The sequence below is a fragment of the Nocardia crassostreae genome (assembly GCF_001613405.1).
Lineage (GTDB): Bacteria > Actinomycetota > Actinomycetes > Mycobacteriales > Mycobacteriaceae > Nocardia > Nocardia crassostreae.
In genome coordinates, this window is record NZ_BDCH01000037.1 from 38,058 (window position 1) to 62,686 (window position 24,629).

28 protein-coding genes and 1 pseudogene are annotated in these 24,629 nt (G+C 67.1%); 16 read left to right on the forward strand and 13 right to left on the reverse strand.

Annotation, left to right across the window (positions count from 1 at the left end; all coding sequences use genetic code 11):
• The first annotated feature begins 153 nt into the window (after positions 1-153).
• The 5 genes from NC4_RS33410 (at position 154) to NC4_RS33430 (ending at position 4,606) form a co-directional block, all read left to right on the forward strand.
• On the forward strand, positions 154-1,266 hold the full coding sequence (locus NC4_RS33410) for a TtfA family protein (protein ID WP_174566914.1): 1,113 nt from the start codon (positions 154-156) through the stop codon (positions 1,264-1,266).
• Positions 1,267-1,410: 144 nt separating this feature from the next.
• Positions 1,411-2,223: an SDR family NAD(P)-dependent oxidoreductase gene (locus NC4_RS33415; RefSeq protein ID WP_067546742.1), complete on the forward strand. Its 813-nt coding sequence runs from the start codon at positions 1,411-1,413 to the stop codon at positions 2,221-2,223.
• Between the two features lie 8 nt (positions 2,224-2,231).
• Positions 2,232-2,777 (forward strand): orotate phosphoribosyltransferase, encoded by a 546-nt coding sequence (gene pyrE / locus NC4_RS33420; protein WP_067546745.1) that lies wholly within the window; start codon positions 2,232-2,234, stop codon positions 2,775-2,777.
• Positions 2,778-2,858: 81 nt separating this feature from the next.
• The gene (locus NC4_RS33425) at positions 2,859-3,917 is read left to right on the forward strand and encodes a beta-ketoacyl-ACP synthase 3 (protein ID WP_067546747.1); all 1,059 of its coding nucleotides are present in this window, start codon (positions 2,859-2,861) and stop codon (positions 3,915-3,917) included.
• Between the two features lie 2 nt (positions 3,918-3,919).
• Positions 3,920-4,606: a lysoplasmalogenase family protein gene (locus tag NC4_RS33430; protein ID WP_067546750.1), complete on the forward strand. Its 687-nt coding sequence runs from the start codon at positions 3,920-3,922 to the stop codon at positions 4,604-4,606.
• A gap of 9 nt (positions 4,607-4,615) precedes the next feature.
• Here NC4_RS33430 and NC4_RS33435 read toward each other — a convergent pair whose 3' ends face one another.
• From NC4_RS33435 to NC4_RS33460, 6 genes are all read right to left on the reverse strand, one after another.
• The gene (locus tag NC4_RS33435; protein ID WP_067546753.1) at positions 4,616-5,710 is read right to left on the reverse strand and encodes a phosphotransferase enzyme family protein; all 1,095 of its coding nucleotides are present in this window, start codon (positions 5,708-5,710) and stop codon (positions 4,616-4,618) included.
• A 4-nt stretch (positions 5,711-5,714) separates the two neighbouring features.
• On the reverse strand, positions 5,715-7,058 hold the full coding sequence (locus tag NC4_RS33440; RefSeq protein WP_067546756.1) for a purine-cytosine permease family protein: 1,344 nt from the start codon (positions 7,056-7,058) through the stop codon (positions 5,715-5,717).
• A gap of 53 nt (positions 7,059-7,111) precedes the next feature.
• The gene (locus NC4_RS33445; RefSeq protein ID WP_067546882.1) at positions 7,112-7,558 is read right to left on the reverse strand and encodes a hypothetical protein; all 447 of its coding nucleotides are present in this window, start codon (positions 7,556-7,558) and stop codon (positions 7,112-7,114) included.
• A gap of 75 nt (positions 7,559-7,633) precedes the next feature.
• Positions 7,634-8,239, reverse strand: coding sequence for a Uma2 family endonuclease (locus NC4_RS33450; protein WP_067546759.1), 606 nt, complete (start codon positions 8,237-8,239; stop codon positions 7,634-7,636).
• Between the two features lie 40 nt (positions 8,240-8,279).
• The gene (locus tag NC4_RS33455; protein WP_174566915.1) at positions 8,280-8,933 is read right to left on the reverse strand and encodes a LuxR C-terminal-related transcriptional regulator; all 654 of its coding nucleotides are present in this window, start codon (positions 8,931-8,933) and stop codon (positions 8,280-8,282) included.
• Positions 8,930-10,321: a sensor histidine kinase gene (locus NC4_RS33460; RefSeq protein ID WP_084530017.1), complete on the reverse strand. Its 1,392-nt coding sequence runs from the start codon at positions 10,319-10,321 to the stop codon at positions 8,930-8,932. The genes NC4_RS33455 and NC4_RS33460 overlap by 4 nt, the downstream gene beginning before the upstream one ends.
• 91 nt (positions 10,322-10,412) lie before the next feature.
• Between NC4_RS33460 and NC4_RS33465 the strand changes: the two genes are divergently transcribed.
• From NC4_RS33465 to NC4_RS33480, 4 genes are all read left to right on the forward strand, one after another.
• The gene (locus NC4_RS33465; protein WP_084530018.1) at positions 10,413-10,739 is read left to right on the forward strand and encodes a hypothetical protein; all 327 of its coding nucleotides are present in this window, start codon (positions 10,413-10,415) and stop codon (positions 10,737-10,739) included.
• Positions 10,740-10,772: 33 nt separating this feature from the next.
• Positions 10,773-11,108, forward strand: a complete 336-nt coding sequence (locus tag NC4_RS33470) for a DUF4190 domain-containing protein (RefSeq protein ID WP_067546762.1) — start codon at positions 10,773-10,775, stop codon at positions 11,106-11,108.
• A gap of 20 nt (positions 11,109-11,128) precedes the next feature.
• On the forward strand, positions 11,129-11,812 hold the full coding sequence (locus NC4_RS33475; RefSeq protein ID WP_067546765.1) for a TrmH family RNA methyltransferase: 684 nt from the start codon (positions 11,129-11,131) through the stop codon (positions 11,810-11,812).
• Between the two features lie 69 nt (positions 11,813-11,881).
• Complete coding sequence (locus NC4_RS33480; RefSeq protein ID WP_067546768.1) at positions 11,882-12,982, forward strand: glycoside hydrolase family 76 protein; 1,101 nt, start codon at positions 11,882-11,884, stop codon at positions 12,980-12,982.
• A gap of 73 nt (positions 12,983-13,055) precedes the next feature.
• Here NC4_RS33480 and NC4_RS33485 read toward each other — a convergent pair whose 3' ends face one another.
• Both NC4_RS33485 and NC4_RS33490 read right to left on the reverse strand, forming a co-directional pair.
• Complete coding sequence (locus NC4_RS33485; RefSeq protein ID WP_157555387.1) at positions 13,056-13,736, reverse strand: DedA family protein; 681 nt, start codon at positions 13,734-13,736, stop codon at positions 13,056-13,058.
• A 31-nt stretch (positions 13,737-13,767) separates the two neighbouring features.
• Complete coding sequence (locus NC4_RS33490; RefSeq protein ID WP_067546895.1) at positions 13,768-14,427, reverse strand: DedA family protein; 660 nt, start codon at positions 14,425-14,427, stop codon at positions 13,768-13,770.
• A gap of 225 nt (positions 14,428-14,652) precedes the next feature.
• On the opposite strand from NC4_RS33490, the gene fbaA reads away from it, so the two are divergent.
• The 5 genes and pseudogenes from fbaA to NC4_RS33505 all read left to right on the forward strand — a co-directional run bounded on the left by fbaA (position 14,653) and on the right by NC4_RS33505 (position 18,560).
• A complete protein-coding gene (gene fbaA, locus NC4_RS33495) occupies positions 14,653-15,690 on the forward strand; it encodes a class II fructose-bisphosphate aldolase (RefSeq protein WP_067546771.1) in 1,038 nt (345 codons plus the stop codon).
• 59 nt (positions 15,691-15,749) lie between these two features.
• The gene (locus NC4_RS44900; RefSeq protein ID WP_369690814.1) at positions 15,750-15,890 is read left to right on the forward strand and encodes a hypothetical protein; all 141 of its coding nucleotides are present in this window, start codon (positions 15,750-15,752) and stop codon (positions 15,888-15,890) included.
• Positions 15,891-15,992: 102 nt separating this feature from the next.
• Positions 15,993-16,435 (forward strand): annotated as a pseudogene (locus NC4_RS44905) (AfsR/SARP family transcriptional regulator); the annotation flags it as partial.
• Positions 16,436-16,660: 225 nt separating this feature from the next.
• Positions 16,661-16,873 (forward strand): FHA domain-containing protein, encoded by a 213-nt coding sequence (locus NC4_RS44910; RefSeq protein WP_369690815.1) that lies wholly within the window; start codon positions 16,661-16,663, stop codon positions 16,871-16,873.
• Positions 16,874-17,045: 172 nt separating this feature from the next.
• Positions 17,046-18,560: a glycoside hydrolase family 183 protein gene (locus NC4_RS33505; protein WP_067546774.1), complete on the forward strand. Its 1,515-nt coding sequence runs from the start codon at positions 17,046-17,048 to the stop codon at positions 18,558-18,560.
• 100 nt (positions 18,561-18,660) lie between these two features.
• Here the strand turns inward: NC4_RS33505 and NC4_RS33510 are convergent, their stop codons facing one another.
• A complete protein-coding gene (locus tag NC4_RS33510; protein WP_067546777.1) occupies positions 18,661-18,891 on the reverse strand; it encodes a DUF397 domain-containing protein in 231 nt (76 codons plus the stop codon).
• 113 nt (positions 18,892-19,004) lie between these two features.
• Positions 19,005-19,748, reverse strand: coding sequence for a helix-turn-helix domain-containing protein (locus tag NC4_RS33515; protein WP_245722107.1), 744 nt, complete (start codon positions 19,746-19,748; stop codon positions 19,005-19,007).
• Positions 19,749-19,962: 214 nt separating this feature from the next.
• Here NC4_RS33515 and NC4_RS33520 point away from each other — a divergent pair, with 214 nt between their 5' ends.
• Complete coding sequence (locus NC4_RS33520; RefSeq protein ID WP_067546780.1) at positions 19,963-20,292, forward strand: hypothetical protein; 330 nt, start codon at positions 19,963-19,965, stop codon at positions 20,290-20,292.
• Between the two features lie 506 nt (positions 20,293-20,798).
• Here NC4_RS33520 and NC4_RS33530 read toward each other — a convergent pair.
• Positions 20,799-21,206 carry a nuclear transport factor 2 family protein gene (locus tag NC4_RS33530; RefSeq protein ID WP_067546786.1) on the reverse strand — a complete coding sequence of 136 codons (408 nt, stop codon included), beginning with the start codon at positions 21,204-21,206 and terminating at the stop codon, positions 20,799-20,801.
• A 100-nt stretch (positions 21,207-21,306) separates the two neighbouring features.
• On the opposite strand from NC4_RS33530, the gene NC4_RS33535 reads away from it, so the two are divergent.
• Positions 21,307-21,894 (forward strand): TetR/AcrR family transcriptional regulator, encoded by a 588-nt coding sequence (locus NC4_RS33535; RefSeq protein WP_218021371.1) that lies wholly within the window; start codon positions 21,307-21,309, stop codon positions 21,892-21,894.
• Between the two features lie 6 nt (positions 21,895-21,900).
• Here the strand turns inward: NC4_RS33535 and NC4_RS33540 are convergent, their stop codons facing one another.
• Complete coding sequence (locus NC4_RS33540) at positions 21,901-22,947, reverse strand: fused (3R)-hydroxyacyl-ACP dehydratase subunits HadA/HadB (RefSeq protein ID WP_067546788.1); 1,047 nt, start codon at positions 22,945-22,947, stop codon at positions 21,901-21,903.
• Positions 22,948-23,224: 277 nt separating this feature from the next.
• Positions 23,225-24,514, reverse strand: coding sequence for an adenylosuccinate synthase (locus tag NC4_RS33545; protein ID WP_067546791.1), 1,290 nt, complete (start codon positions 24,512-24,514; stop codon positions 23,225-23,227).
• Positions 24,515-24,629: the final 115 nt, after the last annotated feature.

Sequence of the window (24,629 nt, forward strand, 5' to 3'; positions counted from 1 at the left end):
GGACAAGGCGGCCGACGGATCCATTCAGGCCAAGATCATCATCAGCACCTCGCTGCCGAGCGCGCCCCGATGAGCGATCCGGCGGCGGCTCGCGCACGACAACGTGCAGGCGTACCGGGCATTTCAACGTCCGGCTGGATAGGGTAGGCGGCGATGGCGGCTATATGGTTCGGGTTGGCGGCGATCGCGCTCGTGGGCGCGATCGTGCTGCTCTATTTCGATCGGCTGCAACGGCAGCGCACGGGACATGTGCGGCAGGTCTGGGCGAAATCCCAGGGCTACACCTATGTTTCGGTGGAACCGGCGCTCGCCTCCACCTGGCGGCGCGGTGCGCTGGCCAAGCTCGGCTATCTGTCGGCGGTGGATGTGGTGTCCGGCAATCGCAAGGGCGAGAAGTTCGTGCTCTTCGATCTGGAGGACGCCGCCACCCTGGTCGCGGTGCGTCGGCAGATCGGTTCGGATATCGATATCGATCTGCGCCTGAAGACGGCCGCACCGCCCAAGGACCACGATCTGGAACTGCTCGGCGCCATCGGCGATCGGGTGGTCTTCGCCACCAATCCGGATATCGCCCGGCACGCGGTGGATCAGCGCATGGTGGCCTTCATCGAATCGCTGCCCGATACCGTGCAGCAGCTGTGGAGCGAGGGCAACTGGACCCTGGGCATGCTGCCCGTCGGCTCCACCTCCAAGGACTGGGAGACCGCCATCGACGCGGTGCTGCGACTGTCCGGTCTGCTGCACGTGCTGCCGCCGGTCATCAGCTCCGAGCGCGCCCGCGACGATCTGCCCGAACCCGGCCGCTCCCATCCGGTTCCGAAGGACGACGACTACGACGGCTACGACGAGGACGGCGACTACGAGGCCGAGCGCCCCACCGCCCGCACCCAGCCCGCCCGTCGCCCCGAGCCGGACGACGAGGACGACTACAGCCCGCTGGTCAATGACATCGCGGGCGACGAATCCGAGTCCGAGCCCGAATCCTGGCGTCCCGCACTGAAAGTCGTGCCCGATCCGCGCAATCGCCCGCGCCGCAACTGGCCGCCCGCCCCGGAAGAGGAAGAGGACTGGGCCGCCGAGGACGCGCGCCGCGCCGCCGAACATCCGGACGACGACTATGCCGAACCCGAGGACTGGCCGGACGAGGAACCCGAGGACGATCGCGAACCCGAGGAGGGCTGGCGCAAGGATCAGGGCCGCAGCGCCCCGCCCGGCGGTCCGTTCCACCCCGGCTTCCGCCCGTACCAGGGTCCGGCCCCGCGGTAATCGGTCCCACTCCCGGATCCGGTCCGGACTGGTCCGATTCCATCGCGCGTAATTCCCCCGGAGCAGCGCCTCGAGGGACCAGAATGGTGCGCAGTCACGGTCACCGGCGACCGTGCCCTTGTCTTGTCGAGCGATGGGTAGTCGATGACCGAGAGCTCTCCCGTTTCGCGCCTGCCCGGCGCCCACCGGCCGGTGGCCGTGGTCACCGGGCCGACGTCGGGGATCGGCAAGGCATACGCCATCCGGCTCGCCTCGCTCGGCTACGACCTGGTGCTGGTGGCGCGCGACGAGCAGCGGCTCGCCGCGCTGGCGCACGATTGCGAGGTGCGTTTCGGGGCGCGGGCGGAGATCGTGCCCGCGGACCTGTCGCGCACCGCGGACCGTGACCGGGTCGCGTCGCGGCTCGCCGAGGGCGTCGAATTCCTGGTCAACAATGCGGGATTCGGAAACTCGGGCGAGTTCTGGACCGTGGATCCGGAGCTGCTGCAACGGCAGCTGGATGTGAATGTCACCGCCGTCGTCCGACTGACCCGGGCGGCGGTGCCGCCCATGGTGGCCGCCGCCAAGGGCACGGTGGTGAATGTGGCCAGTATGGCGGGCCTGATACCCGGGAGGGGTTCGACCTATTCGGCCTCCAAGGCGTACGTCGTATCCTTTCCGCAAGGGCTGGCGGGCGGGCTGGCCGGGACCGGCGTTCGGGTGCAGGCATTGTGCCCGGGGCTCGTCCACACCGAATTCCATGAGCGAGCCGGATTGGATCCGGGTTCGCTGCCGCGACAGTTGTGGCTGAGCGTGGACGAGGTGGTGGCCGGGTCGCTGGCTGATCTGGAGAAGAACCGGGTGATCAGCGTGCCCGGAATGCAGTACAAAGCGATCGCTGCGGTCGCCGGACTGATCCCCCGGTCGCTGGTGACCCGCCTGAATCGGGGCCTGTTCAACGCACGCGGAAGGACATAGACACAGAAATGCAGGTAACGACGACCGACCGGGACAGACTGGCGGGGCTGGTGCGCGAGCTCGCAGTCGTGCACGGCAAGGTCACATTGTCCTCGGGCAAGGAAGCCGACTACTACGTGGACCTGCGCCGCGCCACCCTGCATCACGAGGCGGCGCCGCTGATCGGCAAGCTATTGCGCGAGCTGGTCGCGGACTGGGATTTCGATTCGGTCGGTGGGCTCGCCATGGGCGCGGATCCGGTGGCGGCCGCGGTCATGCACGCGCCGGGCCGCCCCATCGACGCCTTCGTGGTGCGCAAGGCGGCCAAGTCGCACGGTATGCAGCGGCAGATCGAGGGCCCGGACATCGTGGGCAAGCGGGTGCTGGTGGTGGAGGACACCACGACCACCGGCAACTCGCCGCTGACCGCGGTGCGCGCGCTGCGCGACGCCGGAGCAATCGTGGTGGGCGTGGCCACGGTGGTGGACCGGGAGACCGGGGCCGACGGTGTGATCGCGGCCGAGGGGCTGGAATATCGTTCCATTCTCGGACTCAAAGATCTTGCTCTGGGTTAACCATTTGTTCTGAGTTAGCCTGGTCCTGGACTTATGTCCGACAACGAAGTCGACATGCTGTTGTGAAGGGTTGAGTCACCTGTGGTGAGCATTGCGGTCAACAAGGGTCATCAGAATGTCGCGATGCTCGGCATCGGGGCATACCGCCCCCAGCGTCTCGTCAGCAATGCCGAGGTGTGCGAGGTGCTCGACTCCACTCCCGAGTGGATCTTCGATCGCACCGGCATTCTCAACCGGCGCTGGATCAGTGGCGACGAGACGCTGCGCACCATGGCGGTGGCGGCGGGCGATCGCGCGCTGAAGAACACCGGCCTCGATCGCTCCAAGATCGGCGCGCTGATCCTGTGCACCTCCAGTTGGCTCAAGCTCACCCCACACGGCGCACCCACCATTGCCTCGGATCTCGGCATCAATGGCATTCCGGCCTTCGATCTGACCTCCGGCTGCGGCGGGTTCGGCTACGGCCTCGGGGTCGCGTCGGACATGATCCGTTCCGGCTCGGCCGAATACATCCTGGTCATCGGCGCCGAGACCATGACCGTGGGGCTCGACCCGACCGATCGCGGCACCGCCATGATCTTCGGTGACGGCGCCGGCGCGGTCGTGGTCGGACCGGCCGAGGAGAACGGCATCTCCCCGACCGTATGGGGCAGCGACGGCGAGAACGCCGAGGCCATCGCGCAGGATGTCGACTTCCTGGAATTCATGAACAAGGCGCAGCGGTTGCAGGGCACCGATCCGGCGGTCGAGCCCGTGGGCCGCATGTCGCTGCACATGGAGGGCCCCAAGGTCTTCCGCTGGGCCGCGGTCACCCTGCCGCGCGCCCTGTCCAGCGCCATCGAGATGTCGGGCGTGGCCAAGGAGGACATCGAGGTGTTCATCCCGCATCAGGCCAATGCCCGCATCAACGAGCTCATGAAGAAGAATCTGGGCCTGGCCGACGAGATCCCCATGGCCAACGATATCGAGAACACCGGCAATACCTCGGCGGCCTCGATTCCATTGTCCATGGAGGAGATGCTGGTCTCGGGCAAGGCCAAGGGCGGTCAGCTGGCGCTGCTGCTCGGCTTCGGCGCCGGACTGTCCTATGCCGGTCAGGTCGCGGTGCTGCCCCCGGCTCCGGCGGAGCCCAGCTTCTAGTCATGGCCAGACCTTTTCGCGCCGCGTTCGTCGGCGCCGCGGCGGTGACGGTGTTCGGCGCCGTCACCGGTCGCGACACATTGCAGTGGATTGCCAAACCGCTCATGATGCCCCTGCTGGCGGCGGATGTGGCGGTCAACGGATCCGACCTGGATCCCGCCGACCGGGCCGTGCTGCTCGGCTCGCTCGCCGCCGCGACCGTCGGCGACGTGCTGCTCATCGAGCCGGACAATGACCGCCGATTGATTGCGGGCGCAACGTCTTTCGCCGTCATGCAGTCCGGATACTCCTGGCTGTGGTGGCGGCGCGGTGCCCGGCCCCGGCCGCAGATCGCGGGTCAGCGGTTGGGGGCCTGGCTGGGCGCGGCCGAGCTCCTGCGGGCCAAGGCGCCCGCGGTCGCCGTCCCGCTCACCGCCTATGGCGCGACGCTGGGGACGGCCGCGACGCTGGCTTCCGATCCTGCGCTCGCGCCCGGCGCGAAAAACATTGCAGGGCTGAATGTCCCGAACTCCGATGCGCGCAGTCGCCTCGGCGTGGGCGCTCTGTTGTTCACGCTCTCTGACGGGCTCGTAGTGCTGCGCAAGATCTTCGCCCGCGGCGAGCGGTCGCGCCGTGTCACCGAGGGCGTCATTCTCGGCACCTACGCGGCGGCGCAGTATCTGCTGACCGACCCCCGCGCGCACCGCTGAGAGCGCAGCTCAGCGGGCGCGCAGCGCGGACAGCAGGGCGTCGCCGTCGGCGCTCGCCCACCATTCGGTGTGGCCGAGAAAGTAGTTCCGGTAGGCGATTTCGGCATTGTCCGGATTTCCGCCGGGGACCACGCTGAGGAAGTAGTCGATCTCGGAGAGCTCGTACTCGGCGTGCACCAGGGGGACGAGTTCGGGCAGGGCGAGGGATTCGATGACGCTCAGCGCCCGGACCGATTCGTAGCCGTCCAGGAAGGCGTCCACCTGCTCGAACCGCACATGCGCCGGACCGCCGTCGCGCAGCGAGATCCAGTCCACGGCGCAGCGCTCGATGGCGATGGCGATATCGTGCACGGCGGTGGTGCGGTCGCAGAGGCCGAAATCGATGACGGTGGAAGGGGTTTCGCCGGTCCACAGCAGGTTGGTGCCGTGCCAGTCGTTGTGCGTCCACAGCGGTTCGAGTTCGTCGAGCCACGGGTAGAGGCGGGCGTGGAAGGGCAGGTGCAGGTGCTCGACCTCCGCGCGCCAGCGCTGTGAGGTCAGGAAGATGCCGAGATCGGGGCGGGTGGCGGCGAGCCGTTCGATGGCCCCGATCGGATCCAGGGAGGCGAAGACGGTGAAGCTCGCCAGCAGCGGGCGCGGCGGGCGCGGGGGAGCGTCGTAACCGGTTGCGGCCACGTGCAACTGGGCCAGGGCGCGACCGGCGGCCGCGGCCTGCGCGCGGGACAGGTACGGCGACCAGGAGAACGCGCCGCGGTACAGATCCTCGCCGACGCCGAGTTCCTGGACCTCGTAGACGAATTTGCCGTGCTCCCGGGTGTGCAGCACCGCCGGAACCGGAATCCCGTGCTCGCGCAGGTGATTCATGAAGCCGTGCTCCTCGCCGAGAGCGGCGGCGTCCCGCAGCGTCTGCGGCAGGCGCTTCACGATCACCGGATCGCCCTCGCCGGTCCGCACCCGCGCTGTCGCGGAAAGCGGCCGGGGACTGCGCCATTCGATGACTGCCTCGGGGCCGAGCAGGTCTTCCACCTCCGCCGGGGTGAGCGGCGGCCAGTCCGGATCGACCAGCGGATCCGAGCCCATCCCGAAAACGCGGTCACCGGTCATTCCATCAAGCCTTCCGGCGCTCGACGAGCACGATGATCCCTGTGACCGCCGCGGCCACTAGGAAGGAGAACAGCGAAGCCGACGTCCACCACTGCGCGTGAATCCCGGTGGCATCCTGCACCTTTGTCCAGAAGCTCGCCCACCAGCTGATGGAGCCCGGGTTCAGCAGCTGATACGTCACGAACCCACAGGCCCACGGCAGCAGCATGAGCGGGCGCGCGGGCGCGTCCTGGGTGAGGTTCCAGCCGTGCCGTCCGCTGCCGAAGAAGTAGTCCACAATGAGCACCGCGCACAACGGTACGAACACCGAGCCGATCAGGTACAGGAAGTTGGCGTATCCGCTGAAATCGCGCACCGGCAGCGCCAGCAGCGTGACGAGCGTGCCGACGCCCAAGGCCAGCACACGGCGGTCGATGCGCGGTAGCAGGTTCTGGATGGACATCACCGTCGAATACACATTGGCGAAGGACGGATCCGCCTCGCGCAGCACCAGCACCGCGAAGAACGCCCAGCCCGCGGTGACGCCGAGGAAGGTGTCGAAGATCTTGGTGGCATCCCCGTCCGCTTGCAGAATGGCGAGAATGCCCAGGAAATAGCACCAGATCTGGGCCGTGGAATAGCCGATGACGGTGGCTCCGGCGGCGGTGCGCGCCCGCAGCGAGTGCCGGGTGTAGTCGGCGGCCAGCGGCACGAACGACACCGCGACCGCGAGCGTGGTGTCCACGGCGGGGAAGAACCCGCTCCAGTCGGTATCGGTCGGTGTCGGAATCGGCTGGCGCAGTAGCTGAATCGAGAAGTAGACGAGTGCGACGCCGACGGCGGCGGTGATGTACTTGCGCAGGATGTGCAGCACCCGCAGCGGCCAGATGGCCATGGCGGTGGAGAGCACACCGGCGGCCACGATCACCAGCGCGTGCGGCACCTTGTCGTGGGACAGCGCCGAGACGCCCAGTGCGATGACGGTCAGTTCGTACACGCCCCAGCCGATGCACTGCACGATATTGGCCACCGTCGGCAGGTACGAGAGCTTGGTGCCGAACAGCCCGCGCAGCACGGCCATGGCCGGTGCGCCTGTGCGCGTGCCGACCATGCCGGTGCCCGCGACCATGGCCGTGCCGACCACGGTGCCGAGCAGGGTGGCCAGCAGCGCCCCGGCAATCGGCAGCGGCGGATGGCCGGTCGGGAAGAGCACATAGGCCGCACCACTGAAGCCGATGAGGCTGACGCCCAGGTTGAACCAGAAGGCCGCCTGATCGGCGAAGCTGAGCGTGCGCGGCGGCTCGGTGTCGAGCAGCAGCGGCGCTTCCTGGTCCGCGTCCCTACGGCTCTCGGGCGTAGCGGTGGTCATGGCCTGTGATGCTACGGGCCTGGACGGGCAAAACGGGCAGCTAGCCGACGTGCCTACAGGCAGATCATGATCCGGTCGCGATTGCGCGGATCCACCCGGATCGAGATCGTGCCGCCGACAGTGATTTTCGGCCGCGCCACCGGTTCCACATCGAAGACCACGGTGCCGTGATAGGTCTCCGAGCCCGGCACCACCAGTTCCAGATCGAGTTCGGTGAGTTCGGTGCAGTGATCGGTGGGCAGCAGCGGATGCACGCCCTCGATGGTGGCCCAGCCCTCCAGCCCGTGGCGCAGCAACCGCCGATCCGCGCGGGAGGGTCGCTGCGCGAGCAGCATGCCGATGCCGAGGAAGGATCCGAACAGGCCGACCAATGTGATCACCTGGACGGGCAGCGTGCCGGGCGGGGTAAGCGGCATCAGCCAGCCGAGCCAGACCGCGAGTGCGATGACATACGCAACGGTCACGCCGAGCACTGTGCGGAGCATACGCGCGTGGTCCATGACGACCTCCAAACCACGGCTTCCGGAATTCCAGGATAGTCCGGTATACCCCGCTCGGCAGCGGATCACACGAGGTCAGGCGGGCGAACGCAGGGCGATGAGAGCATCCAGATCGAGCGGGAGGCCGACTCCGTCGAGGTCGAGGGTCACCTGTCCGGAGTATTGCCCGGTCATCTCGTAGCGGGTGCCCTGCAGCCGGTGCGCGGTCAGCCGCACCGAACCCTGGATGTCCAGCAGCCAGTAGTGCGGAATGCCGCATTCGGCGTACTCGGCGAACTTCATGATTCGATCCACCCGCCGCGAACCGGGCGACAGGATCTCGATGGCCGCCAGCACGTCCGCGGGCCGCACCCGCCCGGCGTGCGCCGCCCCGGCCGCACCGCCCACGATCAGCACATCCGGCACCCGCACCGTCGGCGGCGTGCCCTCGTCCACCACCAGTTCGATGCGCGCCAGGGCCGCGACGCGCCGCGGCAGCGCCCGCTCCAACTGGGCCGCCAGCCGCCAGACCGCCAGCTGATGCCGCGGCGGCTGCGGGGCCAGGACCAGCACTCCGTCCACCAGTTCGCGGGCCTGCCCGCGCTGGAGTTCCGGCAGCGCCGACCACTCCGCGAGGGTCAATAGGTGATCGGGCCAGTACGCAACGGCTTTCAGCAATTCCGCGGAGCTAGACCGGGTCATCGTGTCAGTCTTCCACGCTCCGCAACCGCGCAGCGACGTTTCACCCCTTCAACCGAAGAACCGCCAGCACGCGCCGATGATGCAGATCCGACGGCGGCAGTTCCAGTTTGGTGAAGATGTTGCCAATGTGTTTTTCGACCGCTCGTTCGGTTACCGTGAGCGCCTTCGCAATGGCGGCATTGGACAGGCCCTGCGCCATGAGTTCGAGCACCTCGCGCTCGCGCGGAGTGAGGCGGGCGAGCGAATCCTGTTGCCGGGCAGCGCCCATGAGCTGGCTCACCACTTCCGGATCGAGGGCGGTGCCGCCGGTGGCGACACGGTGCAGGGCATCGGTGAAATCGCCGATATCGGCCACCCGGTCCTTGAGCAGATAGCCGACCCCGCCCGCCCCGGCGGCCAGAAGTTCGGTGGCGTACCGGGTTTCGATCCATTGCGAAAAGACCAGTACGCCTGTTTCGGGGTGGCTGCGCCGCAACTCCAGGGCCGCCAACAGGCCCTCGTCGGTGAAACTGGGCGGCATGCGCACATCCACCACCGCCACATCGGGTTGATGTTCGGCGACCGCCGCGCGTAGCGCCGCGGCATCGCCCACCGCGGCCTGCACCTGATAACCGCGCTCGGCCAGCAGCGCTGTCAGCCCGTCGCGGAGGATGGCATTGTCCTCCGCGACGACAACCCGCAGCGGGGCGTTCATTGCGGTCCCGCCAGGGGGAGGGTCATGGTGACCACGGTAGGCCCGCCGATCGGACTGTCCACCAGCAGATAGCCGTCGACCGCGCGGGCGCGCGCGGCCAGCCCCGAAAGACCGCCGCCGACAGCGCGTTCCGCGGTGCTCTCCAGGGGTTGCAGGGCGCCGCCGGTGCCGTTGTCGCGCACGCTCACCGCGATCATGTCGTTCCCGGTGGGCAGCACCGATACCCAGATGCGGTTGGCGCCCGCGTGTTTCACCACATTGGTGAGCAGCTCCGCCACCGAGAAGTAGGCGATGGCCTCCACGGCCGGACTGGGCCGCTGCGGCAGCAGGACGCGCAGTTCCACCGGGATGGCGCAGCGGGCGGCCAGGGTCTGGAGCGCGGGCTCGAGCCCGAGGTCCAGGGCGGGCGGATGGATGCCGCGCACCAGTTCCCGCAATTCGGTCAGGGCCTCCTTGGAACCGGCGCGGGCGTCGGCAATGAGCTGCTCGGCATCCCCGCCGGTGGCCAGGCGCTCCTCGGCGCGGGCCAGGGTCATGGCAATGGTGACCAGGCGCGCCTGCGTGCCGTCGTGCAGATCGCGTTCCAGTCGGCGCAGCGTGGCGGCGGCGTCGTCGACGGCGGCGCGACGGCTCTCCTGCAGTTCCGTGATGCGCCGATCGCGGGCGGTGGAGCCCAGCAGCGCCACGGTCATCCACCGCTGCACCCAGCACACGGCCCGGATCACCCACGGCAGCAGGAAGCAGAGCGCGACACCGACCGCCGCGACGCCGAGGACCTGCGGCCAGGTTTCGATATAGGTGTCGTTGAACTGGAACAGCGAATGGTGTTCCACGCTGTTGTCGTCGACATTGATCGGATGCACGATCGCCCATGGGATGGGTGAGATGGCCGTGAACACCGCCATGGCGATGGCGACGAGGACGAAGTAGCCGAGCAGCACGCCGACCACGGCCTGGGTGAGCAGGAAGGCCAGCGCCCGCCAACTGGTGCGATCGGTGAACACGCCCTTGAGCCAGCCGAAGAATCCGGGCCGTGGGCGGAAATCCGCCGGTGCGGACACCGCGGTGTCGAGCAAGCCCGCGGCGAGTGCGCGGTAGATCGCGCCCCAGACCCGGCCGCCCAGGATCATCGCCGCCAGGATCGGTACGCCGAGCACGAAGATGGACAGGTAGAGCCCGCCCCCGATGCCGAAGAACAGGTAGCAGACCGCGATACAGCCGAGGACGAAAGTGACCAGCAGATAAGCGAACTCCTTCCAGGTGCGGGCCTGGAAGGGCGCCGTCAGAAAGGCGCGCAGCGGGGTGGCCGGTCCGCCGCGCACGGTGGTCTCGGGTGCGGGTTCGGACAGGTCGAGCACCATGGTGGGCTGGTCGGCGGGTTCGCTCATATCTCCATCGTTGTGTTCCGGGATCGAGGGTGCGAGGGAGCAGACTCGGAAATCACCGGTGGTGCTACCACCACCACCTAGCATCATGCCTATGACGTATGACTCTCCGCCGCCGGGCTACAACGTGCCGCCGCCCGGCTATTACGGTATGCCGCCGCAGGATCATCCCCAGGCGACCATCATTCTGGTGCTCGGCATTCTGAGCCTGGTGCTGTGCAGTTTCCTCGGTCCCGTCGCCTGGACGATGGGGCGGCGCGCGCTCACCGAGATCGATGCCGCGCACGGCGCGATCGGTGGCCGCGGCCAGGTGCAGGCGGGCATGATCTGCGGCATCGTCGCCACCTGCCTGCTGGTATTGCTGCTGCTGTTCTTCGTGTTCGCCATTGTGGTCGGCGCGCTCGGTAGCACGTCCGCGTAGAGCGCGGCCGCCGTATCGAAATACGATGCGGCGGTGAGTTATCCCGAATACCAGTACGACCCGTACCAGGGGCAGCCCTATCCGGGTTTTCCACCGGCGCCGCCGGACCATCCCCAGGCCACCACCATTCTGGTGCTGGGCATTCTCAGCCTGACCTGCTGCCAGTTGCTCGGTCCGGTGGCTTGGTTCATGGGTCACAGGGCGCGCAAAGAGATCGACTATTCCGGCGGCATGCTGGGCGGGCGCGGCAGTGTGACGGCCGGGTACGTCTGTGGCATCGTCGGCACCTGCCTGCTGCTGGCGCTGGGCCTGTTCTACGGCGTGGCCATCCTGATCGCCATCCTGGACAGCAGCTCGAGCAGCTACTGACAGCCCATTAGGCTGTCCGGGTGAGTCCAGTCCCGACCTCCGACGAATCGCTCGCCCCCGGTCCCACCGAATGGGGTGACCATCCGCACGGTGTCGGGCCGTGGCGGGCGGAGTTCGGCACCGAACCGCCCGCGGACGTGCGGCTGGATCCCGAACTGCTGGAGCACGGCGACCGGCGCAATGTGGTGGACGCCTATCGCTATTGGACCCGCGAGGCGATCGTCGCCGATATCGACAGTCGCCGCCATCCGTTCCACGTGGCCATCGAGAACTTCGGCCATGACGCCAATATCGGCACGGTGGTCCGGACCGCGAATGCCTTCGCCGCGGCGGCCGTCCACATCGTGGGGCGCAAACGCTGGAATCGGCGCGGCGCCATGGTCACCGACCGCTATCAGCACCTGCGCCACCACTCGGATATCGCTGAGCTGCTGCGCTTCGCGGCGGAGGCGGGGCTCGCGGTCGTCGCCGTGGACAATGTGCCGGGCTCGGTGCCGTTGGAAACCGCCCGGTTGCCTCGCAATGGCCTTCTGCTCTTCGGCCAGGAGGGGCCCGGCGTCACCGATGCGGCGAAGGGTGCGGCCGTGCAGACGGTCTCCATCGCGCAATTCGGCTCTACCCGCAGTATCAATGTGGGCGTGGCCGCCGGAATCGCGATGCATGCCTGGATTCGCCAGCATGCGGACCTGACTACTGCCTGGTAACCAAGTGACATGGGCCTCAGGTAACAAATCAGCCACGGGGCGGCGCGCCCGACTGGCACCATATGTCCTATGACATCGCGGACCGGGCGTAATACCGAGCCGACCGCCGCGCTCTGGGCGGAGCGTGCCGATCTGGCGGAGTCCGCGATCGTCTCCCGGCATCTGAGATCGCTATGGGGCGTTCCGGGCACGGCGCTCGGGGTGGTCGGCTGGCCGCCGACCAAGCGGGACCGGACCTTTGTCTCCTGGCACTACTGGTGGCAGGCCCATCTCATCGACTGCGCGGTTGACGCCGCCAATCGGCACGTCACCCCGGTCCGGCAACGCCGTATCGCGGCGATCGCGAAGGGTATGCGGCTGCGCAATATCCGGGGCTGGACCAACAACTACTACGACGATATGGCCTGGCTGGCAATCTCTTTGGAGCGGGCCGAGCGCACCCAGGGCATCGACGAGGTGCGCGGCGGACTGCTCGCGCTGGAGAAGGAGCTCTGCAGCGGTTTCGATCCGCAGTTCGGTGCGGTGCCGTGGCGCAAGGGATCCGACTTCTTCAATGCCCCGGCCAACGGTCCGGTCGGCATTGCCATGGCGCGGCTCGGCCACTACGGCCGCGCTCAGGAAATTTCCGACTGGATCGACAACACCTTGCGGGACAAGGAGACCGGTCTTATCTTCGACGGCGTCCACCTGCCCTCCGGCGAGGTCGAGACGCCCGTGTACAGCTACTGCCAGGGCGTGGTGCTGGGCCTGGACACCGAATTGGCCGTGCACACCGGCGAACCCAGGCATACCGAGCGCGCGCTGCGGCTGCTGTCCGCCATCGAGGAGCGTCTGGTGTCCGGCGGCGTGGTGGTCGGCGGCGGGGGCGGGGACGGCGGCCTGTTCAATGGGATTCTCATTCGCTATCTGGCGCTGGCGGCGGTCATGCTGCCCGGTGAGGAACCCGAGCACGTCGATGCCCGCAAGGCGGCCGCGGCCATTGTCCGCAAATCCGCCGAGGCCGCGTGGGAGAACCGGCTCGAGGTGGAGGGCGATCCGCTGTTCGGCCACGATTGGCGCGAGCCCGCACGGCTGCCGGGCGTGCTCGGCGCGGGGCACAGCACCCCGGGCGGATCGGTGAAGTCCTCGCGCAATCCGGAACGCGATCTGTCGGTGCAGCTTTCCGGGTGAAAGCTCATGGAGGCGGCGCACACGGTCACGGCCGCCGGGCTCTGCTGAGCGATTCGGGCTCGTTCGGGCCGGTTCAGGCGTTGTGCCGGTGCACCTTGGGTAGGGGCACGGTCTCGGTGTCGAGGTCGAAATCCTCGGCGGGACGCGCCATTTCCAGGCGGTACTGCCGGATCCCGATAATGGTGCCCAGCACCAGTCCGACCACGAGCGTGCCGATGACCGCGGGCATGAGCCAGGACATGTCCTCGATGAAACTGCCCGCGTAGTACCCGATGAGCAGCAGCACCGGCGCCCAGATGATGGCGCCGACGGTGGAGGCGACGGTGTACTTGCGGTGATCCATGCCCGCGGCGCCCGCCACCAGCGGGCACAGCGTGCGCACCCACGGAATCCAGCGCGCCACCAGCACCGCCAGGAAACCGTGCCGGTGCAACAGATCCGCGACCCGCGTGAGATTCGCGGTATTGATGTATCTGCCGTTCTTGCGCGCCACCAGGTGGTGCCCGGTGCGCTGGCCGATCACGTACCCGACCTGATTGCCCGCGATGGCGGCGATCATGGCGCCGACCGAGAGCGCCCACACCTGCGCCTCGCCGGTGGCGTGCGCGGCCAGCACCACGCCCGCGGTAATGAGCATGGAGTCACCGGGCAGGAACAGGCCGATGATGAGCGCGCACTCCAGGAAGACGAAGGTCAGTACCACCGTCCAGACGAGCGCGGGTCCGGCCGTATCGAGCGGGTTGAAACCGCCCATCGCGAGGTTCAGCGGGGTGGCGGTCAATTTCTCAGTGGGTGTGTTCGTTGGAGCGTGCGGGTGATTCGGCGGCATCCGCGGTTTCCGCGGCCGAGCGACGGCCCAGCAATGCCTTCGCCACGGAGCCGACCATCGGTAGCACCGAGACGAACACGATGACGAGGAAGATGGCCTCGACATTGTCGCGAATGAAGCTCACATTGCCCAGGAAGTAGCCGAGCACGGTGACGCCGCCACCCCACAGGATGGCGCCGACAATGTCGAAGGCCACGTACTTGCGGTAGCTCATGGCCGAGACGCCCGCCAGCACCGGTACGAAAGTACGGGCGATCGGGACGAATCGGGCCAGAATAATGGCGGCGGGGCCCCACTTCTCGAAGAACTCGTGCGCCTCGGTGATGTACTTCTTCTTCAGGAAACGCCCGTCCTCACGGTGATAGAGGGCGGGTCCGAAACCCTTGCGGCCGATCCAGTACGCGCACTGGTCGCCGAGGAAGGCCGTCAGCGCCACGGCGGGCGCCAGGATCCAGATGGAGACCGGGGGGTTCGGCTGCGCCGCGAGCAGACCGCCGGTGAACAAGAGCGAGTCGCCCGGCAGTAGCGGGAACAGCAGCCCCGTCTCGATGAAAACGATCACCAAAATGGCCGGCAGTACCGCGTTCTTCAACCACGACTCCGTGAGGAGATACATGGGGTCGAGAATCTGGGGCGTCGCCAGAGTGGTCGTCACGGTCTCGGAAGCGGCCAGCAAGGTCACGGCCGCCACACTACCGGTGATCCGCACATCACACCGAACCCTGAACCAACCTCACAAACTTGTCGGGTATTCCGAGGCCATTGCCGGTGGAAAACCGGACTGCCCTATGGTGTGGCCTGACAGAATTTGTTGTACGCAGCACACACATCGGAGGTCATTGTGCCCATCGCGACTCCGGAGATCTACGCCGAGATGATTGCTCGGGCCAAGGAGAACTCCTTCGCGTTCCCCGCGATCAACTGCACCTCGTCCGAGACGATCAACGCGGCCATCAAGGGCTTCGCGGATGCGGGCAGCGACGGCATCATCCAGTTCTCCACCGGCGGCGCCGAATTCGGCTCCGGCCTGGGTGTGAAGGATATGGTCACCGGCTCGGTCGCACTGGCCGAGTTCGCGCACGTCGTCGCCGCCAAGTACGACATCACCATCGCGCTGCACACCGATCACTGCCCCAAGGACAAGCTGGACGGTTTCGTCCGCCCGCTGCTGGCCATCTCGGCCGAGCGCGTGAAGTCGGGCCTGAACCCGCTGTTCCAGTCGCACATGTGGGACGGCTCCGCCATTCCGATCGACGAGAACCTGGAAATCGCCAAGGAACTGCTCAAGCAGGCGCACGCGGCGAACATCATCCTCGAGGTCGAGATCGGCGTCGTCGGCGGTGAAGAGGACGGCGTCGAGAACGCCATCAACGACAAGCTCTACACCTCCTCCGAGGACTTCGAGAAGACCATCGACGCCCTGGGCGCCGGTGAGAACGGCAAGTACCTGCTGGCCGCCACCTTCGGCAATGTGCACGGCGTCTACAAGCCGGGCAATGTGAAGCTCAAGCCCGAGGTGCTGGCCGAGGGCCAGCGCGTGGCCGCCGCCAAGCTCGGCCTGGGTGCGGACGCGCAGCCGTTCGACTTCGTCTTCCACGGCGGTTCCGGCTCGCTGAAGTCCGAGATCGAGGATTCGCTGCGCTACGGCGTGGTGAAGATGAACGTCGACACCGACACCCAGTACGCCTTTACCCGGCCGGTCGCCGCGCACATGTTCGCCAACTACGACGGTGTGCTCAAGGTGGACGGCGAGGTCGGCAACAAGAAGGTCTACGACCCGCGCTCCTACCTCAAGAAGGCGGAGACGTCCATGGCGGCCCGCGTCGTCGAAGCTTGCAACGACCTGAAGTCGGCTGGTCGTTCCATCAGCGCCAAGTAAGCTCGTGCAGTCGGGATTTCGCCGCCGCGCGCGGTGGGATCCCGCATGCAATGAGTGAGGTGGCAATGACTGTGGATGTGCGGGTCCTCGGCCCCGTGCAGTTGCTGGTCGCCGGACGGCCCGTGGCCGTCGGCGGCCCGAAGCCGCGCGCCCTGCTCGCCGCGCTCACCGTCAACCGGCGACGGGCGGTGTCCTCGTAGGCGCTCGCGGATATCGTCTGGAACGACGACCCGCCGGACTCGTATCAGGCCAGTCTGCAGGTGTTCGTGTCGAACATTCGCAAGACGCTGCGTACGGCCGGGGTGGATCCGGCGGCCCTGCTGCGCACCGAATCCGCCGGGTACCGGCTGGAAATCGAGGACGGCCAATGCGATCTGGGGCGGTTCGAGGCCGTCCGCCGCTCCGGTCGCGATGCCGCGGCGGCCGGTGATCACGAGAGCGCCGCCCAGCTGTACGGCTCGGCGCTGGCCGAGTGGAGCGGGCGCGCCCTCGACGATCTGTCCGGGCTCTCCTTCGCCGAGAGCTTCGCCACCGCCATGGACGAGGAGCGGCTGCTGGTCGCCTCCGCCCGGATCGACGCCGAAATCGCTTGCGGGCGCGCCTCGTCGGTGGTGGGCGAGCTGGTCACCATGACCAATGCCCATCCGCTGCGGGAACCGCTGTGGCGCAGCTGATCACGGCGCTGTATCTCTCGGGTCGCCAGGCCGATGCGCTGGAGGCGTGTCGGCGGGTGCGCACGGTGCTCGACGACGAACTGGGCATCGATCCCGGTCCCGCGCTCATCGATCTGGAACAGCGGGTGCTGCGCCAGGAATCCCTGGCCACCGGGCAGCTGGCCGAGGTCGACCGGATCGCCAAGGCCATGACCGAGACCGTCACCGAGATGCCGCGCGCGGTGCGGCGCGGACAGCTGCGGCTGCCCGACGGACGGGTGGTGGCCATCGGCGTGGGCGGGATGAAGATCGGCCGCATGACCGACAACGATCTGGTGCTCGACGATCCCAAGACCAGCCGCTATCACGCGCACATCACCCCCAGCCGGGCCGGTCTGCTCATCAAGGATCTGCATTCGGCCAATGGGGTGTTCATCGACGAGGAGCCCATCGAAACAGCCGCGGTGCTGGCCGATCGGGTCGAGATCCGGATCGGGGCGACGGTGCTGATCTTCGAGGCGCTCGAGTAGCACGTGTATTAGGCTGCTGCCCTTGTGAATTCGGTTCGCAACGAGGTTGCCGTCGTTTGCCAGGTCTCGATTCGGTCGATCTTGGGCGAGTGCGGGTAGTTCGCCGCGTGCCGAGGGTAGGGTCCTGGGCCGGATGTGTCCGGAGTGACCTGAATGTCGAGAGGTTGAATGCATGGCCAAGCGGTTCGTGGCCGCTGTGGGAGCGGTCGTGTTCGGGGCAGGCATGCTGGTGTCCGCGAACCGGCCGATCGCGACGGCGTCACCGGCAGAATCCGATGCGACAGTGCAACTTCCGGGTGTCGGCCCGTGTAAGTCCGATCCGGCGCCGGTGCACGAGTCGATCGTGCCCAGGACGCTCGAGATGCCGATCAACTATCCGGTCGTGACCGTGGACCCCGGCCCGCCGCCGGAGAACCGCACGCGGGTGAAGATGGAACTGCCGTCGGACCCCTGCGTCAATCCCTGCCCGGATCTCACCGACGGCCCGCCGCGCCCGCCGAGCGTCTTCGAACAGCTGGGCATTCCGCAGCTCATCCTGCGTCCGCAGCCCTTCCACTTCGCCTTCCCGAATCCGAACGAGCCCGAGAAGCCGCCCGCTCCGGAGCCCGCCGACCCGCCCGTCGAGGCCGCGCCGCAGGCCCCGGCCCGGCCGCTGCCGCAGGCCCCGGCCCGGCCGCTGCCGCAGGCCCCGGCCCGGCCGCTGCCGCAGGTCTCGCAGGTGCGCGAGGTGGCCAAGCTGACCGGGGCCAACTCCATCAACCGCACCGATAAGCGGTGGCAGGTGATGGGCACCGACCTCGGCATCTTCTGGGAGAGCAAACCCGGCGAGGTGGCCATTGCCTTCGGCGACACTGTGGGCGCCAACTTCCATCCGCCGGGCGGGTTCGGCGACGACTGGCGCAGCAATCTGCTCGCCTTCAGCACCGATACCGACCTCACCGACGGCGTCACCTTCGACCGCATGGTGACCGACAGCCGCTGCCATGCCGTGGAGCTGCTGACCAGCAAGAAGCTGGACAATATCGAGATCACCACCATCCCCACCTCCGGGTTCGCCATCGGTGACCGGCAGTACATGAGCTATATGTCCATCCGCACCTGGAACAGCATTCCGGGCACCTGGTTCACCAACTACGGCGGCATCGCCTACTCCGACGACCACGGCGAAACCTGGACCAAGGATCCGCACGCCCAGTGGGACAATATCTTCGGCGTGGCCAACTTCCAGGTCACCTCCATGGTCCCGCAAGGCGATCACGTCTACATGTTCGGTACCGCCAATACCCGCCTCGGTTCCGTGGGCCTGGCCCGCGTCCCGAAGGACCAGGTGCTCAACAAGACAGCCTACCAGTACTGGGTGGACGGCGACTGGACCCCCGTCGGCGGCCAGCACGTGGCCAGCGCCATCGCCGAAGCGCCCGCCGCCGAACTCTCGGTCCGCTACGACGAGACCCGCGACATCTGGCAGGTGAGCTACCTCGACACCGCCAAGGCGGGCCTCGTAGTCCGCGAATCGGATTCACCCCAGGGCATCTGGTCCCCCAGCGCCCTCACGGTGAGCGCCCTCCAATTCCCGGAACTCTACGGCGGTTTCATCCACCCCTGGTCCACCGGCAACGACCTGTACTTCACCATGTCCACCTGGAGCGACTACAACGTCTACCTGATGCACGCCAACCTGAACTAGCGCCCCGACCGGGTTCACACCCACTGTGGCCGGTTCACACCCCTTATCACCGTCCATACCGGGTGTGTACCGACCACAACAGGTGTGAACTGCGACAGCCCTAACGCGGGCTCGGAGCGGAATCAATTGGGGGGTTGAATTCTCCGTCAGTGACACCCGTTGTGAAGGCGCTCCACTCGCCGGGCGTGAAGATCAGCGCCGGGCCGGTCGGGTTCTTGGAGTCGCGAACGCCGATAGTGCCACCATCGAGGAATGCGACCTCGACGCATTCGCCGCCACTCTGGCTGTAGCTGCTCTTGAACCAGTGCGCGCCGGACAGGTCAATGTCCACTCTCGTACTCCCTTGCTAACTGCCTGAGCAACTGTCGACTGTTCGAACTGTCGAGCGATGCGCTCCTGATCCGATCGTACGATCGCAAGAAGCTCGCCACGTCGTCCGCGTCCTCAATGTACGATGCCCTCCAGGAACACCACAGGGGGCTCTACGGGCTCTCCAGGTGCGGATTCCCCGTATTGCAGCACGACGAACGGCGGCATCGAGATGCCGCCTGGAAAGCCTGCGGCGGATCGAAGTACCCGCAGCTCAACGTTGTCCACGGCGGACCGATCGGCCAGGTGCCGGAGTTGGGCGGCCATGATGCTTCGGCTGCCCGCGACGCGGCGTAACGCCGCCTCACCGACCACGACGTCCAGCACCACAGGCTGCGTCTTGCGGGTGATGATCTTCTGGCGCTGCATCTTCAACTGCAAGCGCCGCGCTCGCTCCTCGTCGGTGTCGTCCGGCCAACGCTCGGCCAGTACCTGGTCATAGTCCGCGATCTGGAGCAGGCCGGGAACCAGATCAGGTTGGTAGGTAATGACTTTGGACGCAGCGGCTTCGAGACCTACGTAGACATCGAAGTCTTTGGGGATCAAGTCGCCATACTGATGCCACCAGTTTTTGACGTTGGCCTGCCTCGCCAGCCCGACCAGGGCGGCGGTCAGATCCTCTGGCACGCCGTACAAGTCGCAAGCGGCCTGAATATCCCGAGACTTGATCCGAGAGTTCTCGCCCTTCTCCAGGCGCCCGAGACTGGTTGCCCATTTCCAATAGCTGGGCGGCCTTGGTTTGCGTGTATCCGGCGCGATTGCGCCACTCCAGCAGATAGCGACCGAGCTGACGGCGCGGCAGTGTCGATCCAGCCTCACCGATTGACTGTGTCATTGCAATCCTCCGTTGCGGGGAGGTCGGATTCACCATTGCGGTGAAATCGTCTCACCTGGCGCGGAGGTCATGCAGGGGTTTCGCGGCAGTCTCCCCGGAGCCTCCGATTCGGCGGGCGTGTCGTTTCTGCGGGGTGTGACATAGAGGTGCGCCCGGTGCTGTTCCTTCGCAATCATCACCAGACAGAACGGACACATCATGAAATTCCGGCCAACCGCGATCGGCTACGTCCGATCCGACATCAGCGGCGTGCGGCAAGCATGGGATGAAGCAGAGGTTCGGAGCATGGCTGCGCTGCGCGGCTTCGACTTCGCGAAGATGATCGTCATCGACGGCCGGACCGGGAAGCCGTTACTCGCGGGGCTGAAGGTCACGATCGCGCGCATCCGGGCCGAAGCCGTATTCGTGCCGAACGCAATGCATTTCGAGGCAGCAACCGTGCCACGAGATCTCCGGCGGTTGGTGGACGTGTTCACCGTATGTCCCGAAAACGCCTTTACGCGGACCGGTCCCGATGAACAGCGATGACGTACGCGCGCTGATCGGTGACGAACGGCCCGCCGGTTGGGTTCAGTACCACGACGGGTCATGGGCGCCCGTCTGGCAGGACGGGCGCATCGGCCCTTCCCTCACGATCTCGCAGCTGATCAACCTTGCCGCCGATGACCGGGAACTGGTGGCGGAGCCTACTCGCGAAATGCCGCCACCAGTTCCCGGTGATCGGTTGTCCAGCTGTTGACGCCCGCCGTCGAGGCATCACGACGGCCTAATTCTGCTGCTGCACTCTACTTCTGGGAGTTTTCGTGTCCATGGTTGCTCAGTTCGTAGTTGTTGCGCTGTCCTACATTGGGATCGTTGCCGTCACCTGGTGGGGAGTCTCCGTCGGCGGATCGGACCTGGCGCCCATTCCTGACGAGGCTCTCCTCCTCGCCGACGTCCACACATTCCATCGCGTCCCCATCCACAATCTGCACCGCAGACGTGGGCGGCACCGCGCCTAACGGCGGTTTCTATCCGATGCACGCCACCGTGAACTAGCGTCCGATGGCGAGCGGCCGATGGCGGCCGAGGACGGTGCGGTGGGCGATCCGCCAGCCGCCAGGTCCCCGGGTGACCGTGTCGTCGTAGACGACGCTGCGGGCAGTGCCGTCCGCGCTGATGCCGATGCCCTTGGACCGGACCCGGACGGTCCCGTCTCGGTCCTGTGTGACAACGACATTCGTGATGTGATGGCCGACCGGGTTGAGATCGCCGAGCGCGAGCGCGGCGTCCCGGATGGCCGCCAGGCCGTACAGCGATACCATACCGAGGTCGGCCAGGTCGTAGACGATATCGTCGGTGAAGAGCTGGTCCAGCCGATCGAGCTCGCCGGAATCCATGAAATGTCCGTGCTGTGAGAGCAATTCGGTGATATCGAGGCGGTCCTGCAAGGAAAGCGCCATGGGTGACCCCTGTCCGCGAGCCGGACCGGCGATAAAATGAGGGATGGTCCGGTTATCCTCCACGGTAACGGACTGTCAGTCCGGTCAGCAAGAGTCGTTGGTGCCCTTGAATTCTCGTAACGCCGCGCAACGTCCTCTGCGCGCGGACGCTCGGCGCAACTACGAGCGGCTCCTGGACGAGGCGCGAAAAGTGTTCGCGGAGTCCGGAATCGACGCCTCGCTCGATGAGATCGCGCGGCGCGCGGGCGTCGCGAGCGGCACCCTCTACCGGCACTTCCCGACCCGCCTGGACCTGATCGAAGCCGTGCTGGGCGAGGGCGTCGCGGAGCTGGCCGCCCTCGGCCGCGAACTCCGCGGCGAACCGGATTCCGCTGCGGCGGTGGCGATGTGGCTGCGCACCGCCGTCGGCCACGCCCTCGGCTTCCGCGGTCTGTCCGCGGCGGTGCTGAATTCGGCGCTCGACGGCGGGCCGGAACTGGTCGCGCGGTGGCATGCCGAGATGTTCGAGGTCGGCGGCGCACTGCTCGACAAGGCGCGAACCGACGGGGTCGTGACCGCGGCCGTGGCCGATGCCGACGTCCTCCGGATGATCGGCGGCATCGCCTGGGCCGCCCAGCAGGCTCCCGACCCGCGGGCTCGGGCCGAAGCCCTGCTGGACATCCTGCTCAGGGCGTTGGGCCCCGACTGATCCGGATCAGGACAGGCGGACTTCGGCGACGGCGCGGCCGAAGAGCTTCTTGCCGTCCGAGGTGGCGCCGAGAACGACTGTGGCGGCGCCGGTTTCGGGGTTCACCGACTTCACCTTGCTGGTGAATTCGACAATGGTGGGGGCGGTCGGCTCGACGGGGACGAAGCCGGACATGCGGACGCTGAACTTGGTCAGGGCGGACGGATCGCCGAGCCAGGAGGTCAGGTAAGCGGCGGTCAGGCCCATGGTCAGCATGCCGTGCGCGACCACGGTCGGCAGGCCGACCAGATTGGCGGCGGTATCGCTGAAGTGGATGGGGTTCGGGTCACCGGAGACCCCGGCGTAGTTGACCAGGTCGCCGCGGGTGACGGGCACCTTGGCGGCGGGGAGCTCGGCGCCGGGGGCCACGGTGGCGACGGTCGGGACGGTGTGCACCGGAAGGGGCGCGGCGGGGGCCGGGAAGTCGGCCACCTCGTCGGGGGCCAGCAGGATGAGATCGCTCGGGGCCTCGGACAGGCCGTCGGCGACGTGGCCGTGCATGACCACGCCCGCGACCGTCTGCACGGTGTCCGGATCGATCTCGACGCCCTTGCGGGCCACGATGGTGGTCGTCGAGACCAGCACCGGTAGTCGCTCGACATCGGCCAGGGTCACCTTGATGGTGATGAAGTCGTTGTCGCCGTAGCTGCGGATGTTCTCCACCACCACGTCCACCGAGAGACGGTCACCCGCCAGCACGGGGCGGTAGTACTCGAAGATCTGATCGGTCTGCAGGATCTGCGAGACGTCGTATTCGGTGAGTACGGTGCCGATCAGCGCGCGGGTGGTGGCGGCGCCGATGACGGAGGCGAAGGTCGGGGACGCCAGCAGGGCGTCGTAGCCCAGCGTCGCCGCATTCGCCTCGTGGTGGTGGGCGGGGTGATCGCAGCGCACGGCGCGAGCGAATTCCCGGATCTTCTCGCGGCCGACGTCGTAGTGATCACGGACTCGAAAGTGCCGACCGACCAGTTCGGTGGCGGTGGTGGCGGTGACCGCCTCTGCCGTCTCCGGCATGGTTTTCTGCTCCCTGCATTCGAAATCTGGTGGGCCCACGCCACTTCCGTGTCCACACAACACAACGGCAGGGGAGCCGCCATGGCGCGGACGTGCCGTCGTGGCTGGCCCAGACAATCCGGGCCATGCTACCGGCGCACAGGTCTGTTGACCAGGTCTTTGTGACCTTCATCGCGGCAGTCCGGGCCGCCCGGGACCGCCGCGAAACGACTCGAGCCCACCGCCGGGGGCAGTGGGCGCGAGTCGTTCCGTGCGGCTTCCGCGACGGTTCGCGGATTCAGCTCAGGATGTCGTGGCGGACGATGGTCTGGTCGCGGCCGGGGCCGACGCCGATGCAGGAGACGCGGGCGCCGGATAGTTCCTCGAGGCGCTTGACGTAGGCCTGGGCATTGACGGGGAGCTCCTCGAAGGTGCGCGCCCCCGAGATGTCCTCCCACCAGCCCGGCATCTCTTCGTAGATCGGCTTGGCGTGGTGGAATTCGGTCTGGGTGGTCGGCATCTGCTCGACGCGTTCGCCGTCGATCTCGTAGGCGACGCAGATCGGGACCGTCTCCAGGCTGGAGAGCACGTCCAGCTTGGTGAGGAAGTAGTCGGTGATGCCGTTGACGCGGGTGGCGTAGCGGGCGATCACGGCGTCGAACCAGCCGGTGCGGCGGGCGCGGCCGGTGGTGACACCGACCTCGCCGCCGGTCTTGGCCAGATAGGTGCCCGACTTGTCGAAGAGCTCGGTCGGGAACGGGCCGGAGCCGACGCGGGTGGTGTAGGCCTTCAGGATGCCCAGCACGGTGTTGATCTTGTTGGGGCCCACGCCCGCACCGACGGCCGCACCGCCGGAGGTCGGGTTGGAGGAGGTCACGTACGGGTAGGTGCCGTGGTCGACATCCAGCAGGGTGCCCTGCGAACCCTCCAGCAGCACAGTCTCTCCCGCTTCGAGAGCCTGGTTGAGCAGCAGCCGGGTGTCGGCGATGCGGTGCTTGAAGCCCTCGGCCTTGGTGAGCACCTCGTCCACGACCTGCTGCGGATCCAGGGCGCGGCGGTTGTAGATCTTCACCAGCACCTGGTTCTTGAATTCCAGGGCGGCTTCGACCTTCTGGGTGAGGATCTTCTCGTCCAGCACATCGGCCACGCGCACGCCGACGCGAGCCACCTTGTCCTGGTAGCAGGGTCCGATACCGCGGCCCGTGGTGCCGATCTTCTTGTTGCCCAAGAAGCGTTCGGTGACCTTATCGATGGCCACGTGGTACGGCATGATCAGGTGCGCGTCGGTCGACAGCAGCAGGCGGGAGGTGTCCACGCCGCGCTCTTCCAGGCCCGCGAGTTCGGCCAGTAGTACGCCCGGATCGATGACGACGCCATTGCCGATGACGTTGGTCACAGCGGGGGTGAGGATGCCGGAGGGGATGAGGTGCAGGGCGAAGCTCTCGCCATTGGGCAGCACCACGGTGTGACCCGCATTGTTGCCGCCCTGGTACCGGACCACCCATTGGACCCGGTCACCCAGCAGATCGGTTGCCTTGCCTTTGCCCTCGTCGCCCCACTGGGCGCCGATCAGCACGATTGCCGGCATCTTGGAGTCTCCTACGGGTTCGACGCGCAACATCGGTGATGCTGCAGCTACCCGCCGTCAGAAGGCGGTGGCCGGAGGCACAGTCTAATAGATGCTCGAATACCTCCAGGTGCAC